The sequence below is a fragment of the Bosea sp. NBC_00550 genome (assembly GCF_026020075.1).
Classification (GTDB): Bacteria; Pseudomonadota; Alphaproteobacteria; order Rhizobiales; family Beijerinckiaceae; genus Allobosea.
Genome location: NZ_CP102773.1, coordinates 70,273 through 84,481, shown reverse-complemented (window position 1 = coordinate 84,481; position 14,209 = coordinate 70,273). Strand labels below are relative to the sequence as shown.

Sequence of the window (14,209 nt, the reverse complement as noted above, 5' to 3'; positions counted from 1 at the left end):
CCGTCCCACGCTTGTCACGTGGCCCGACGGGGTTTGTGGCGTGTCTTTTGGCGTGGACGGTCGCAAGCTCGCCGATCCTCGCTCAAAGCCGCGCGGAAGCAGGGAAAAGCCCGCCGGCTAAACGGCCGCCCTGCCATTTTCTCAACATGATGGAGAAGAACCTCTCGGAGGCTTTGAAGAAATGTAGCGATTTCGCAGTCGTTTTCAGGCCCGAGCCTGTTGCTTCGCAGCGCTCAGGCGATTTGGTTACAGCCGGCGCTCGCAGCGAAGAATTTCTCAGGCTATTTGGCCAGGCGCGTTTCGCGCAGCGCTTTCCGCTCGACTTTGATGACCTCTACCCCTTTCAGTGGAAGGAGGACGGCGAAGCGCTTCATAGGGAGCCCAAGCGGGCGGCTTTGGGTGGCACCGTTCGGGGCGGGTTGATCGAGGACAATACCGACGATATCGGGCAGCCTACGGTGAAGAGCGGCGTCGTAACCTGGGCTGCCGAGCCTCCTCTTGTCGATGCGAGCGATCGGATTTCCGGTGTCATCGGAACGCTCGCTATCAGCGGAACCAAATTGGCTCTCCGCTTACTATTCTCGCCTGCGGAAGGCGGGCAGAGCCTAATGATGACGGCTAAGCTCTCTGGAGAAAGCGGAGCTGAGTGCGGGGTTCCTCGCATGCGCCGGACAGGTGACCGCGCCGGGGAGCCGCTGGACATGGTGGGACGCACGCAGTCAGAGGGAGAGTGTCTGTTCGTTCCTTCCGCGGACGCCCAGGCTATCAAAAGCATTGCGGCGACAATCCTCCGAGGACAATGGATCGACGTGCCGATCAGGTTGAACGGAGAAACCTCCTATACGTTGACGATGGAACTTGCGCAATCAGGTAGGGCTTTGTTGAGGCGGGCGCTGGATGAGTGGGGCATTTCCCAGACAGGCTTCAGGTCGGATCAGCGTTGAGGGTTCACGTCGGTGTCGGCCTGCTGCCGGATGATGCGCTCCCCGGGGCCGCGCGTTGCGACGAGAGGCGCGTGGAGATCCATCGACGAGCTGTGCTTATCGTCGAGGAGGTCCTGGGTTGCAGCACCTCGATAGCGAACGATGTATACGCCGGGAGTGTTTGGAGCAGCGGCACAACGATCAGTACGTAACGCACCTATCGTGCAGAAGCCTTTGAAACCGGAGGCGCGTAGTGCAGTGTCGGAAAAACTCGGTATTTGCGGCGCCCGGCAGCCTTACGGCGACGACCCCGGTCGACGTCATCCGCCTGATGATCCTGCAGGTCGCGTTGGCCGAGTACGCCACGCCGACGCCGTGGTTTACAAGCTGCTGTACGATTACTGTCGATAATGGGAGCTCGCATGGACACGACCGCCATCCAGCGCGCTGGTCGCGCTCGGCTTCCGACTTCGGCGATTACTCGTGGTCTCGCCGCCAACCGATGAATGCAAAGGCAGCAAGCCCGACAGCGATGACAATCATCGTCACCGCCCATTTGTAGTGAGGATAGTCCGTCAAGAGACTTTTCACGGTCGGCATTGGTGCGGCCAATGGTAGGATGGCCATTCTCAGCCCAGCGCTCGGCCACAGCTATTGGCCTTGAGGACAATCGTGGAGGCTATGCACAGCAGCCGCGATGGTTCGTGAGCACGTTCCAGCCGAGCGAAACGCTGCCCCCCGTTACAGGCGTCCAAGTCCTAGTCGCCCCTCGCGTGGAATATTTAACATTCGGAGCATCGATATGAACATCCGCGAGGTGCAAGCCGCGCTGGATGCACTCGGCTATTCTCTCGTGGTGGACGCGGTCATGGCCTTTAAGCGCTCGGCAGGGCTCTACCTCGACCGCATCGCCGGCCCGAAGACGGTCAAGGCCTTGCTGCCAAGCCCGATAATCCGGCAATCCCGGCTCCCCCCGGCAGGCGATGTCGGCGATCGGCCTGGAAGCGCTCATCGGCCGCGAGACCCGCAAGCTGAAGGCCTATCTCGACAGCGTCGGCGTCTACACGATCGGCATCTTCCACACAGCCGCCGCTGGCGCGCCCATCCCGTATCGGGTGCTGACGATCACGCGCGAGGAGTGCGATGCGATCTTCGCCCGCGACACCATCCAGTATGAGGACGCTGTCCGCCGCGCACTGAAGGTTCCAGTCGCCGACCACCTGTTCGATGAGCTGACTTCGGTGTGCTACAATATCGGGACCGGCGGGCCGGCAGGCTCGAGCTTCATCAAGCTCATCAACGCTGGCGCCAGTCCCGCCCAGATCCGCGCTGCGATCCTGGCGTGGAAGAAGCCGTCGGAGATCCTCCCCCGCCGCACGGCCGAGGCGGACCAGTTCCAGACGCCTTACGAAGTGCGCCTGCCCAAGGCGCGCTCGACCGACTCGGCGCCGATCAAGATCGCGGCTTGAGCGTCCTCTGCCATCGGCGAGGGAGCATTTTGCCCTTCGACTGATGCAAGCGCTGGCTTCGGAAATCTGGCCTCGTTGAGCTTCTTTGCTTCGCCCAACGCATGTTTCATCCGCGCCCGCTGAATCGCGCGCGAAAGCTGCTTCGTCCCCATCATTTTTGTCAGCCCCAGGATACCGCACGCTCATTCTCCGTGGGCGATGAGCGGCCGACATCCTTCATTTGAAGGATAGCTCCCGCCGCGGTCGCGTCGGCCGCTGCTTTCGCGTTCCCGTTCATCACCGGAGCCCATCATGATCCGCTTCGTCGCGGCCTTCGTCGCCGCATGCTTCGCTCTCCTCTTCATGGCGGCGATCGCCTCGGCGCAGACGCCCTCCACCGGCTCGGCGATCTTCGAGATCGTCCGACCATTCCTCGTCGAGATCGCCAGCGTGGTGATTTCCGGCGCCGTGCTCTGGCTGGTCGGAACGGTGAAGGCGAAGTACATCATCGAGATCGAGGCCCGCCACCGCGACGCGCTGCAGGCGGCGCTGACCAACGCGGCCGGGCTCGTCACCGCGCCGGCGGCATGGCTGGCGCACTCTCGCTGCCTACGCGCAACCCGCTGATCTTCATGTATACCGGCGCGAGATGGCGGTTATCGCCGCCGCCGTGAAAGTCTATAATGCTTCGCTCGTTGAACGGCGTTGGCGCTCCCCTAAGCGCCGGTCCGGAGCGCCTGACCTAAGTCTGAGGGCAGAGGGAAAAAATCGTGATGGAGGCGGAGTACCAAATAGGTGATTTTGTCGATCTCCAGCGAAATTTTGCCGGTGCGCTCCGCCCTGGCCCTTTCGAGATCATCCAGCTTTTGCCGAACTGTAATGGTGAGCAGCATTACCGCGTGCGCGGCCCGGACGACGCGCACCATGTGATCGGCAGATGCGAAATCGAAGAGGTCGCCATCGTACGGTTTCGGCGAAGGCACGCTGAGAAGAGCTGACGAGCCGGCACCTCCGCAGAAATAGGCCGTGCCAAGGAAAGGACGTGGGTAAGCCCCATCAGGCTTCAGGGCAGCTCAGTGACCTCAGCCGCCTCGGCATCTTCGCGCAGGCCCTTGTACGATGCATGCCGCAGCTTGCCATCGTCTGTCCACGCTCGGAACTCGACCTCTGCGACCAGAGCTGGCGTGAGCCAGCGATAGGCCTGGCGACTTCCCTTCACGCTGAGCGCCGGCTTCGGGATAACGAGCTCGTCCATTTGCTTGCGGAGTGCCGTCGCGCTGGCGTGGCTGAAGCCGGTACCGACGCCCCCGACATGGACCAACGCTCCGTCCTTGCGAGCAGCCAGCACCAATCGACCGATGCCGCCGAGCGCAGCGGTGGACGGTTCATAACCCACGATAACAAAGCTTTCCGACTGCACGCACTTCACCTTTAGCCAGTCGCCGCCGCGCCCCGAGCGATACGGAGCCGAGCGGCGTTTCGCGATGATTCCTTCCAGGCCGAACTCACCTGCGAGCTCAAGAAACGGAGCGCCTTCCGTCTTGATTTCCTTGCTGGGCCGGATCGAGCCATGCGGCTGGTAGGCGAGTACACCCTCCAGCATCGCCCGGCGCTCATCGAGGCGGAGCGCGCGCAAATCACGGCCGTTGAGATAGAGCAGGTCGAACGCGTAGAGCATCGCGCTCGCAGCCGATCGCTTGCCGCCCCGCCCGCCAAGGGCCTTCTGCAGGGCGCCAAAGTCGGAAGCGCCGCGCTCGTCGAGCATGACCGCCTCGCCATCGAGGATGGCGCTGTCCAGGCCGAACTCAAGCGCATCGTTTGCGATAGTCGGAAAGCGATTGGTCCAGTCGTGGCCGCCTCGGGTGATGATCTGCACCTTCTTGCCAGGCCCGATATGGACGGCGAGCCGGTAGCCGTCCCACTTCACCTCAAAAGCCCAGTCGTTGCCGGCTGGAGGTTTGCTTTGGAGCAGCGCCAAACAAGGCTCAACGCGTTCCGGCATCGGGTCCACAAATTGATCGCGCTCGGCTTCCCGCCGCCGCGCGAGCGGGTCTTGGACGATATCCGCCGCAGGCGCGCCTCTGACAGCCCGACAGTCACACATTATACAACCTCCGCAACTAACAGAGTTGTAAAAGACGGGCGGAATGTTTCGTTCCGCTGCAGTGGTCTAAACCTCCTTTTACGGGGTCTGAACTAAAGTAGGGAGTGCTATTCTTTCGCCCTCTGGAGGTAATCCGGCAGATTGTTCGGACCCTAACAGTTTGGCGTATTGGCCCAGATTGGCCTTCCGCGATGGGACGGGCCCTCTTTATAGCCAGTCGCCTGATATCGACGACGTCGTTGAAGGGGCTCAACGCATGGCATTGAGGGTTCGGAGCCACGTGGTCTTCAGCTCCGAAGCCAAAGAGGAGCTCCGTTCCCTAACATCCCGCCAGTCGGTTGACTCCAGAGGGCTCGCGGAGACAGAATCTCGTCCCCGACTGTGGAACGTTTTGGCGTGCCCCGTACGAGCGCGACGAAAGAAATGAAGCCGACCGTTGAGGCCTACACCGTCGCCTTGCCTTGGTACGAGCCCGAAGATCTTCACCGCCTATGGGAGCTTGCTCACGACCATGACGATATGCCGGGCGACTACGAGGTGTGGCACGAGGCTGCGCTCAATGTCATGAATGCATGGCTTGCCCGAGGCCGAGCCCTTCAGATCGTTCGACCAGAGGAATTCCTATTGTGACTACAGGCTGAGGGGCTTCCCAAGACGGCGGCCACGCGCCTCAAGTGCGTTGAGCAGAAGGCATCGGGGCGGGAAGCAAAACAGGCTGAATAGGCATCGCGGCCGGCCGGCTTCTGACGATTTCCGAGTAGGCGCACCGGGCATTTGACAGCCCCCCACGATGGAGCCCGAATCGTTCCGAAGCGCCCACAACGGGCTCCTGAAACAAAAAAGGGCCGGCTCATTGCGGAGTGCCAGGCCTACAACCGTCGTCGCCTGCTGGCGAACGGCCGCTTTTGAATTCCATGGCTACCGGCGATCGGGCGCTGCCTTCGTCGCTGCCGTTCGTGAACCCACCAGATCCCGGGCGCGCTCCAACGCAGCGCTCAGTTCGTCTTCGTTGCGGATCACCAACCGGCTCATGGGCGCTTAACGGACTCAGTAGCGTTTCGTTCCGCTCCGAGTTCCCAGCAATCTCATGTGCTCGACGTGGGCCGCCCAACCTTCTTCGCCAATGTAGGTCAGGTAGCGCCGTTGCGGAAGGTCGGGAGGCAGGCGTCGCGGGTTTCAGCGTGACCATCCGAGCTCGATATCGGGGGCGCGGGGTGAAGAAGAAGCGCGAGGTTACTGAGCTACCCTGATCGAAAAATTAACAGGCTTCGAATGGCGATCAGCGTTCACTTCGAAAAAGTATTTGCCTGCCGCGACGTTTGCTTTCATCGACTTCCCATGCTGGCCAACCCGTAGAAAGGCGCGATGTATTTGTGCGGCCCGTGGGGGATGCCGAATCTGCTTCAGTCGGCAGAAGCGCAAAATCAAGAGGCCCAGAAGTTTTGATTTCGACCTGCATCACTCCACCGCGATGTGGGACTGTATAGACGACTGACGGCTTGCTCGAATTTAGCTGCTTGCTCTCTTCGAGCGTTGTTGAGGTCGCGCCCCCGCCAAATCGCGCGAAAGCTATAATGCCGATGAGCGCGATCCCGCCCATCGTGGCCCAGCCGAAAAGGCCGGATTTGGCCGCCGGTTTCTCCGGAACTGTAGGCGGCGCTGAAGCTATGGGACGGGTTCAGGAGAAAGACGAGCGGCCAGCCGATCAAAATCGGCTTCAGTCATCTCGCCTTTGGCCAGACGCAGTTCCAATGCTTCTCGCGCAGTCATGATCAATCTTCGAGCGAATGACGCAACGGAACCTAGCAGCGCAAGCGTTCACCCTGCAAGAGACGGCTGTGCCTCCTGGTCCCATCGCCAAGCCCCTGTCAGCTACCCATAGACCGCTACGAACATCAGAGCCACAAACGCAAGAGCGATGATGAAGCCGTTGGCGCGGATCATGGGGTGTCCTGAGAGCGGATGGCTGCGGCTGCATTCTCGCAAGCCTCTGCACCGTAAATCCGCTCGTCGGCCAATGCTGGGTCGGTCGCTTAGTCGGCCCTAGCCCGATAAAACGCGGCTCACTCATCAAGGCATTTTGCGCATCGTACCCTCTCCGCAGCGAGCGCGGCTTCGGCGGCTAGGGCGCGGGCTTCGAGGGCGGCGTAGCTCTGTGCCATGTCATCGGCAACCAAGGCACCTTGCACAAGCCGTTCTCGCTCTCTGCGATGTAATAAGCGAAGGTCTCGCGAACGACGTTGCTCATCCCTAACCTTTCATCACCAGCCGAGCGGCGGCGGTCAGCGGTCTCGAACAATAGCGTAGACTCCATCGAAAGCCGAGAGAGTGCTTTATGCTAACTGGGCTCTACTTCTCAGCCATGGCCCTTGTTCTCCTTGGCAGGGCGTGTGATCAATTCGAGCTTTGGAGCGCCGCAAGTGAGTGCGACGTAGGCCGTCTCCCCGTCCTCGCGCTTCACGTCGCAGCGGTTCTTCAGGTTGCAGGCGACGACCTCGACAATATCGCCAAAATTGGCGAAGCCGGGCGCCTGTCTGCCGTAGCGCCCTTGAGACCATTTATGGGTTTTCAGGAGGGGAGGATTTCTGGATCATCGCAGCCATTCAGGAGCGCAGATGAGACAGAACCGAAGTACCGCGCCAGCGAACTCCGGGCCGGAGAAAGCGCCGGCAGAGCAGGTCGTGAAGGATATCCGGCGAATCACGGTGGCCCGGCGAGCGTAGCTAAGGATGCAGGCTTTGCATCTCGACAGATGCAGAGTTTGCATCCCAAGGATGCGGGGGCGGCCGAACCGGGGGTCTGAAAAAGAACGTGACGAATTGGCAGGCAAAGTGTCATACATCGCCCATGATGAGCTGTCGCGAGTGCCGTAATTTTCGGTAGTTTTGTGGTCAGACGCCCCTTCCCCTAGGGAGCGCCATATAAATCAACCACTTGCGCGGAGTATCGCGGATGAGATCGTGGCGCAGGCGCATAAGGACTGGCCGAAAGAGCCGGGATCGGTCCTGTGACCCCTCTCGTGTGAAGGGAGCGGTCGGGGCAACGGAGCACTCCATGGGTAAGGGAGTGTGCGGAGCAGGCAGCGGGGCGGAGCGGTGCGAGAGAAGACTGCATCGCGTCTGACAAGGAATAACAAGGTTGCCAACCGCCCCCGGCCCGCTTCGCAATCATAACCTGAGCACGGCACAGGCTATGGGGCGAGGCAGCGCGCGTCGATAAATCCCCCCGGAGCAGGGGCAAGCAACTTTTTGGCGCAAAGCAACAAGCAGCGGACGCAACGCGCTCTAACACCAATGCAGCGCGCGGATTGCGCTGCAATTGCGCGGTCGGCTCAATGATGCCGATCATGTTCTAAAGGCGCTTGGCGGTGGCTCCCATGCGGCGGGAGGCACACAGCAAAACGCCACCGCTGAGGCTTGGCTGGGAGGCTGTGCAGCGGTGGCGTTCCTGCCGAGTCTCGGCAAATCGAGGTTAGGCCGGGCAAACGTCGCCGTCTACAAAATGTAGATAAGGCGTCACCATCGGCGCGACGGTTATACCGGGTGCAGGGGCTGGGAACGAAGCGCTACTGAGCCCCTTAAGCACCCATGAGCCGATTGATGATCCGCAACGAAGAGGAACTGCGCGCCGCCCTCGATCGCGCGCAGGAACTCATGGGCTTCACCAACGGCGGCAAGGGAACGAGATGGCGGCAATCGCCGACGCCGTGAAGGTCTAAAAGGATTCGCTCGCCACGATGCGTGGCGATGGCCCTCCCTGAAACGGCGTCGGGCCGGAGTGCGTCCGACTAAGTCTGAGGCCACAGCGCGAAAAATCGTGATCGGGGCGGAGTATCAACTGGGGGATTTTGTCGATCTCCAGCGCAACTTTGCCGGTGCGCTCCGCCCTGGCCCTTTCGAGATGATCCAGCTTTTGCCGAACTGTAATGGTGAGCAGCATTACTCCGTGCGCGGCCCTGACGGCGCCCAGCTCGTGATCGGCAGATGCGAAATCGACGACGCGCCATCGTGCGGTTTTGGCGAAGACACGCTGGCTGAAGGACCGGTACCTCCGCAAAAATAGGCCGAGCCAGGCTGAGGACGTGGGCAGGCCGCATCAGGATTTAGGTCAGCTCGAAGACCTCAGCGACATCGGCATCCTCGCGCAGGCCCTTGAACGACGCGTGTCCAAGCTTGAGGTCGTCGGTCCACGCACGGAACTCGACTTCCGCCACCAGCGCCGGCTTTAACCAGCGATAGGCCTGGCGACGCCCACTCCGGCTGATCGCCGGCTTCAGGATAACGAGTTCGTCCATCTGCTTGCGCACTGCCGTCGCGCTGGTGTGGCTGAAGCCGGTGCCGACGCTGCCGACATAGACCAGCTTGCCGGCTTTGCGAGCGGCCAGCAGCAGCCGGCCAATCCCGCCGAGTGCCGCGGTCGAGGTTCGTATCCGATGATGGAGACTGGACGCACTTGATCTTGAGCCATTCGCCGCCCCGTCCTGATCGATAAGGGGCCGATCGGCGTTTGGCCATGATGCCTCAAGGCCCAGCTCGCAGGCGAGCTTGAGAAACGGAGCGCCCTCCGTGTTGATCTCCTGGCTGAGCCGGATCGAGCCGTGCGGCTGGGAGACGAGACCATCCTCCCACATCGCCCGGCGCTCATCGAGGCTGAGTGAACGGAGGTCGTGGCCGTTGAGATAAAGCAGGTCGAAGGCATAGAGCATCGCGCTCGCTGCCGAGCGCTTGCCGCCTCGCCCGCCAAGCGCCTTCTGGAGAGCGCCAAACCGATCTCTAAGCGAGTGATGTTTGTTGGTATCGCTCAACGACGCGTTTCCGCAGATTCTTCCTGTCTTCCACAACGGCAACCAGGCCCGCCACGATATAGGCCAGCTTCGCCCGCTCCTTCGCAGCATCCTCAGCGGCAACTGTAGGCCTGATTTCGTTCCACGCCGTCTCCAAAGCCGCCTGCGCCCGAGCCAGATCAACGGGGTCGTTCATCGATGAGAAGGGTATGGCTGCTTCCTCCGCCGCGACCGAACCTGAGGCAATCCCGGCCCCGGTTGCAAGATTTGATCCAAACGAGAAAGCCCGCGGCAAAAAGCCAGCGGGCGGAGACAGTCTCGAAACAAAAAGGGCGCCACCAGCTAAGGAGAGCCAGCGAGGGTCCCCCGCGGATCTACGAAATCGTTCAAATCAGCACCGAAAGGAACAAGTCGCGCCAAGAGCTGTTCTTGCGCGGGATGTGCCGGGCGCCACTTACGGACAGTCGCCCGATCTGTTCGAAACGCTCAAAGCGGCTGAATTATTGGCCAAGCGGTTGAGTGCTTCCGTCAAGCTCAGCCGCGAAGCGCCGGCCGCCAAAGAGCGGATCAGAGAGCTATGGCCACGGGATCGAGCGCAATGGTCGGAGGAGCGTCTTGAGAGTAGCGGAAAGCGTGGAAGCAAGTCGAAACTAAATAGCGTCCGCCGGGATTACTGCCCATGGAAGCAAGGATCAAATCGCGGGCTGACTATGACGCCGGGTTGGAGCCTATCCAAGAGCTAACTGGCGCCTTGGAAGGCACGGCAGAGGAGCGCTTAACTGATTCAGCTTGTTCTCCATGTCGAAATTTGGCGCGCCAACCACCGGCTATAAGAACGCGTGTTTTGGCCGCTCCCGTGCAAGCAGACGGGAGCGGTATGTTTGAGAGGCGAGCGCTCCTGCGCGTCAGTCAGACAGCGGGGTCGATCCGAAGGCTGTCGTCGCGATGCTCGCCCCCGAGCGTCGCGGCCCCGGAAGCGGCCGCCGCCCCCAGCAGCAGCGCAGCCGCTGTGAGGAACGCGGTCAAAACAGCAATCCTGCGCGCACGCTCCGCTGCCTGCTTGGCGGTTTCCTTGGCCTGCGAGAGCCTCGCATAGGTATCGTCGATGCGCTTCTGCGCATCCTGCTCGCCGATGCCGGCGCGCGCAGCCAGTCGCGATACCAGATAACCCCGGTCGCCCTGCTCGATCTTGCCGTTCGCGAGTGCGTTGACGAGTATTCGGCTGGCTTCGTCGCGTTCCTGCGCCGTCGGCGGCTGCTGGCCGTTCGAACGCATGACGTTGTCGAGCGCCATGGCGAGCGGGTCGACATTCTGCGAAACCGGCGATGCCACGCCTGAGCTGGCGTTGCCGACGCCCCTGGCCGCCGTCTTCGCTGCGCCGAAGAGCGAGGAGGTTGCGACCACGGAGATCAGAAGCGCGCCGGTTGCCCAGACGAGCAGGCCATGGGTGGCATCGCGCACCTTACACTCCTCGCCATTGGCATCGAAGCTGGGGTGGCGCATGCGGCCTGCGAGATACCCGCCGGCCATCGTGGCTGAGGCCATGACCAAAAGCGCCCACAAGCCGCCCGCAATCGCCAGTGCGGTGGCGCTGGAACTCCTCTCGAAATCGGCGGAGACCATCGACAGCCCGATCGCCGAGCCGAAGACCGTCATGATGGTCGAGATGGCGGTGGCGATGACCGCGCCACCGAGGATCGGCCCCCACTGCACATAGGAGCGGTTCTCCTTGTTGACGCTCACAGGGGCAACGACAACGTCAGTTCCAGATATGGACATGGCGATTCCTATCGAAGACCGAGGAACGACAGGACAACGAGTACTACAACAATAAGACCGACAATATAAATCACGCCGTTCATTAGTGCCTCCTATGAAGTTATTCCGAAAGACTGATTTGAATTCCGGAAATCATTATATCTGGAAACCTGACAACACCCCGCCGCTGCTGAGGTGCAGGCAAAATGCGGTCCCAGCGATGGCGGGGATAGACTGAAGCCGGGTTTGAAACCCGGCTCCGGAAGATCTCGATCACTCGACGATATGAACGATGCGCCGGCTCGACGGCTCGACCAGCACGACATGGTTGTCGGTGTAAACGTAGCGATATTTGCTGACGTCCGGTCCCCAATCGGTAGGGGCCGCACGAAGCTCGACATCGGCCGGAAGGGTCGCGCCGACCGTGACCTTCTCCTTGACCATGACGGGCTTCACATTCTCCTTGACCACGTACTCTTTGATCCGGGTCTGCTCGGGTTGACCGATCGTGATCTGAGTGCTGGTCTGGGCAAAGGCGGCCGAGCTGGCGATAAGCGCAGAGGCCGCGACCATTCCAAGAATCGTGTGTTTCATGATGGTTCCTCCGATTTACGCACCTTGGTGCGACGGGCCATCAACGTGGGCGCCTCATCTCAGTTCCTAACTGGAAAAAGCAAAATCTGGCCATGACCGGCGATGCATCTTTGCTAGCGGCGGAAGCAAGAGGCCCGGCCCCTTTGGAGCTCCGAGCCGATGTCCGTCGTCGTGCGCAGGTGAACGGACGGCCGCTACTGATTTCCCTGTCCTACGCGCCGATCGGACACTGCCGGCTCGCCTGGTGCATAGTTCCACTTCTCTTCCGGGTTCATACGGCCGATTGCCTGTACAGAACGAGGACTTTTCGCCTCAAGTCTTCCTCGTCTTCCGCGACGGCCACAAGCGCAGCCACGATATAGGCTAACCGCGTCCGTTGCCGCTGCTCAAACGCATCAGGAGTGCTCGACCTGACTTCGTCCCATACGGCCTTCAAAACTGCCTGCGCCCGAGCAAGGTCGACGGGGTCGTTCAGCGACGAGAATGGCATGGCTCCTTCCTCCGCTGTGGGGTGCGCCCGAAAATATAGGCAGTTGCATCACCCGCGCATTGATCTGAGACAAAAAAAGCCCGCGGCCAGAAGGAAGCGGGCAGTTCACGTTAACAGTCGTGCGCCTGACCCTTGGATTGAAACCCTGGGCCCAATTGACGTGGGCCGCGCCGCTAAATGTGCCCCCGTTCGAATGCCGAGCCCCGTCAGGCTTCCGATGCCGAAGTTGAAAGGTGGGGTCTGCTGCTCGTCGGAGCTACCCACTTTGCGCGGTTGTGTTTTGCGGACGGCAGTCTCCTACAGTCTGCCATGGACGAACGGAATCCCGCAGGGGCTTTGCCGAACAGCCAAGACCAAGAGGGTCGCGGCCCGACCTTCTCATCTGCAGAAAGGTCGTCTTACCGAGGCAGCGCAGCGCTTGTAATTCTCGCGGCAAGTCTGCCCATCATGGCCTCGGGCGGTACTTTTTACGTCGATGCGCCGAGCCACCTTTTCCGAATGGCCCTCGGCGAGGCGATGCTGACGGGGAAGTGGATTCTGAGTTTTATCTGGCGAGCAGTGCTCCGCAAGCCGCGCGGAAATTGATCTTTTCCCATTGCATCGGCCACATCACCTTTCGCGTAGCGATAGATGATAGCCTGCTCTTAGCGCATTCACGCCGATGAAAGCTGCCCTGGCTCGCGCCGGTCAAGTCGGTTGATGAAGGCCGCGCACACGCCGGTTCAGGGTTCTCTCCGTGGTCAATCTATAGATCGCTTGCGTCAGATGGGTCGTCCGAAGTGGCCCCCGCAGTTGCCGTCGAAGGCACTGCAATTTCGGGGACGGCCTGATCCGCGCCATACGTCCCGGGGGGGACGGATCCGTAAAGTCAGTCGACCGGTCATGCGGCTGCGGAACTCCAGCAGGTATTCGTTCCCGCCTCGCGGGGAGGATGACGGCGATTTTGCGGGCAACGGCGACCCGGGCCTTCTTGAAGCCCGACACCCTCGAGAGCTTCAGCCCCACGCTGTCGACGTCTAAAAGAGCAAGTTTTGCGTCAGTAGGTGTCGTCGCCCCCTCATAGAGGTGATTCCTCGTCATCCTGTTTCCCTTGTTCCCCGGCCGGCAACGGTCTTCTCGGGAACGGTCTGCGGCCGTGAAAGGGCGATTTCGCCCTCCTCTGGCACACCGAGAGGCGCCGGAGCAGGGGCGCCCCTTCTATTCGACTGGCGCCCAGCTACTGTCGGGGTCGTAGCGGAGGAGGCGGTCCGCCAAGGCGCTGGTCTTCGAGCCGAGATTCTTCTGCAGGACGACGCCATTATGCCCGCAGATGAAGGTCATGACGCCGGTCTTGCCCCACGCGGCCGGCCAGGCCGCGAGGCCGAAGCCAGAGATCATCTTGCCGTTGATGACGTAGGAATGCGCGCCGCCGGGCGCCCAGGGTCCTTGTGCCTTCAGGATGCGAAAAAGGTAACCGCCATACGCCCGGTTCTCCTGATTAAGCAGCGCCTCGCTCAAGGCACCCTCGAGCGGGCTGACATCGGCCTGTCCGGTTCTTGGCCAGTACAACCCGTCCTGCGTGCCAGGTGTCGAGATGAGGTTCTGGGCATATTCGTGCACCTGATCGCCATCATGGTCCATGCGGAAATACTCGCGCTGGGCGCCGATATAGGCTTGGCAGGCCTCGATGGCGCGCAGTTCATTCGCGCCAATCGTGCGGTTGAGGATCTCGTCTCGCCCGGCTGCGATATCGAACATCCAGGCCTCGCCGCGCCGGACGATCGGAATCGGGAACTCGAACTTGCGTTTGCCGATCGTCAGGATCCGCGTCGCGTCGCCGCGCGGCGTCAGCGTGACGGCTTCCGCCGCGGCCTCGTTGAAGCGCTCGAGTCTCTCGCGGTCCAGAGTGGCGTCGCCGGTGCTCAGCACGTCGCGGGCCCCCAGCCCGAAAATGCGATCGAGGACGCCGGGCGCGGGCTCGCGCGCCCGCGCCGCCTCGATCAGCGCACTGGACGCCGCATCGGGTGACGGGAAGCTCTGCTGGGCTGCGGCGGGGCCCGCCATCATCAGGACAGCGAGCGAGACCCGGACTGAAATCCAAGCGTGATGTGCCATGATCATGTCCCCCAA

11 protein-coding genes are annotated in these 14,209 nt (G+C 61.5%); 6 read left to right on the top strand and 5 right to left on the bottom strand.

Annotated elements, in window-relative coordinates; translation table 11 throughout:
• Window positions 1–47 precede the first annotated feature (47 nt).
• The 4 genes from NWE53_RS27400 to NWE53_RS27385 all read left to right on the top strand — a co-directional run bounded on the left by NWE53_RS27400 (window position 48) and on the right by NWE53_RS27385 (window position 3,369).
• Complete coding sequence (locus tag NWE53_RS27400; RefSeq protein ID WP_265055377.1) at window positions 48–944, top strand: hypothetical protein; 897 nt, start codon at window positions 48–50, stop codon at window positions 942–944.
• 962 nt (window positions 945–1,906) lie between these two features.
• Window positions 1,907–2,392, top strand: coding sequence for a lysozyme (locus NWE53_RS27395; RefSeq protein WP_265055376.1), 486 nt, complete (start codon window positions 1,907–1,909; stop codon window positions 2,390–2,392).
• A gap of 291 nt (window positions 2,393–2,683) precedes the next feature.
• Window positions 2,684–2,998: a hypothetical protein gene (locus NWE53_RS27390; protein ID WP_265055375.1), complete on the top strand. Its 315-nt coding sequence runs from the start codon at window positions 2,684–2,686 to the stop codon at window positions 2,996–2,998.
• A gap of 143 nt (window positions 2,999–3,141) precedes the next feature.
• Window positions 3,142–3,369: a hypothetical protein gene (locus NWE53_RS27385; protein ID WP_265055374.1), complete on the top strand. Its 228-nt coding sequence runs from the start codon at window positions 3,142–3,144 to the stop codon at window positions 3,367–3,369.
• A 65-nt stretch (window positions 3,370–3,434) separates the two neighbouring features.
• Here NWE53_RS27385 and ligD read toward each other — a convergent pair whose 3' ends face one another.
• The gene (gene ligD / locus NWE53_RS27380) at window positions 3,435–4,349 is read right to left on the bottom strand and encodes a non-homologous end-joining DNA ligase (RefSeq protein ID WP_265055373.1); all 915 of its coding nucleotides are present in this window, start codon (window positions 4,347–4,349) and stop codon (window positions 3,435–3,437) included.
• A 549-nt stretch (window positions 4,350–4,898) separates the two neighbouring features.
• Here ligD and NWE53_RS27375 point away from each other — a divergent pair.
• Window positions 4,899–5,105, top strand: coding sequence for a hypothetical protein (locus tag NWE53_RS27375; protein ID WP_265055372.1), 207 nt, complete (start codon window positions 4,899–4,901; stop codon window positions 5,103–5,105).
• 3,186 nt (window positions 5,106–8,291) lie between these two features.
• On the top strand, window positions 8,292–8,537 hold the full coding sequence (locus NWE53_RS27370; protein ID WP_265055371.1) for a hypothetical protein: 246 nt from the start codon (window positions 8,292–8,294) through the stop codon (window positions 8,535–8,537).
• A 40-nt stretch (window positions 8,538–8,577) separates the two neighbouring features.
• Here NWE53_RS27370 and NWE53_RS27365 read toward each other — a convergent pair whose 3' ends face one another.
• From NWE53_RS27365 to NWE53_RS27350, 4 genes are all read right to left on the bottom strand, one after another.
• On the bottom strand, window positions 8,578–9,279 hold the full coding sequence (locus NWE53_RS27365) for an ATP dependent DNA ligase (protein WP_265055370.1): 702 nt from the start codon (window positions 9,277–9,279) through the stop codon (window positions 8,578–8,580).
• A gap of 888 nt (window positions 9,280–10,167) precedes the next feature.
• Window positions 10,168–11,037 carry a hypothetical protein gene (locus NWE53_RS27360; protein ID WP_265055369.1) on the bottom strand — a complete coding sequence of 290 codons (870 nt, stop codon included), beginning with the start codon at window positions 11,035–11,037 and terminating at the stop codon, window positions 10,168–10,170.
• Between the two features lie 252 nt (window positions 11,038–11,289).
• A complete protein-coding gene (locus NWE53_RS27355; protein WP_265055368.1) occupies window positions 11,290–11,610 on the bottom strand; it encodes a DUF1236 domain-containing protein in 321 nt (106 codons plus the stop codon).
• A gap of 1,687 nt (window positions 11,611–13,297) precedes the next feature.
• On the bottom strand, window positions 13,298–14,194 hold the full coding sequence (locus NWE53_RS27350) for a DUF2950 domain-containing protein (RefSeq protein WP_265055367.1): 897 nt from the start codon (window positions 14,192–14,194) through the stop codon (window positions 13,298–13,300).
• Window positions 14,195–14,209 lie beyond the last annotated feature (15 nt).

Coding starts and splice junctions, on each gene's coding strand:
- NWE53_RS27395 (WP_265055376.1), top strand. CDS start 1,907: ATGTCGGCGATCGGCCTGGAAGCGCTCATCGGCCGCGAGACCCGCAAG.
- NWE53_RS27390 (WP_265055375.1), top strand. CDS start 2,684: ATGATCCGCTTCGTCGCGGCCTTCGTCGCCGCATGCTTCGCTCTCCTC.
- NWE53_RS27375 (WP_265055372.1), top strand. CDS start 4,899: ATGAAGCCGACCGTTGAGGCCTACACCGTCGCCTTGCCTTGGTACGAG.
- NWE53_RS27360 (WP_265055369.1), bottom strand. CDS start 11,037: ATGTCCATATCTGGAACTGACGTTGTCGTTGCCCCTGTGAGCGTCAAC.
- NWE53_RS27355 (WP_265055368.1), bottom strand. CDS start 11,610: ATGAAACACACGATTCTTGGAATGGTCGCGGCCTCTGCGCTTATCGCC.
- NWE53_RS27350 (WP_265055367.1), bottom strand. CDS start 14,194: ATGGCACATCACGCTTGGATTTCAGTCCGGGTCTCGCTCGCTGTCCTG.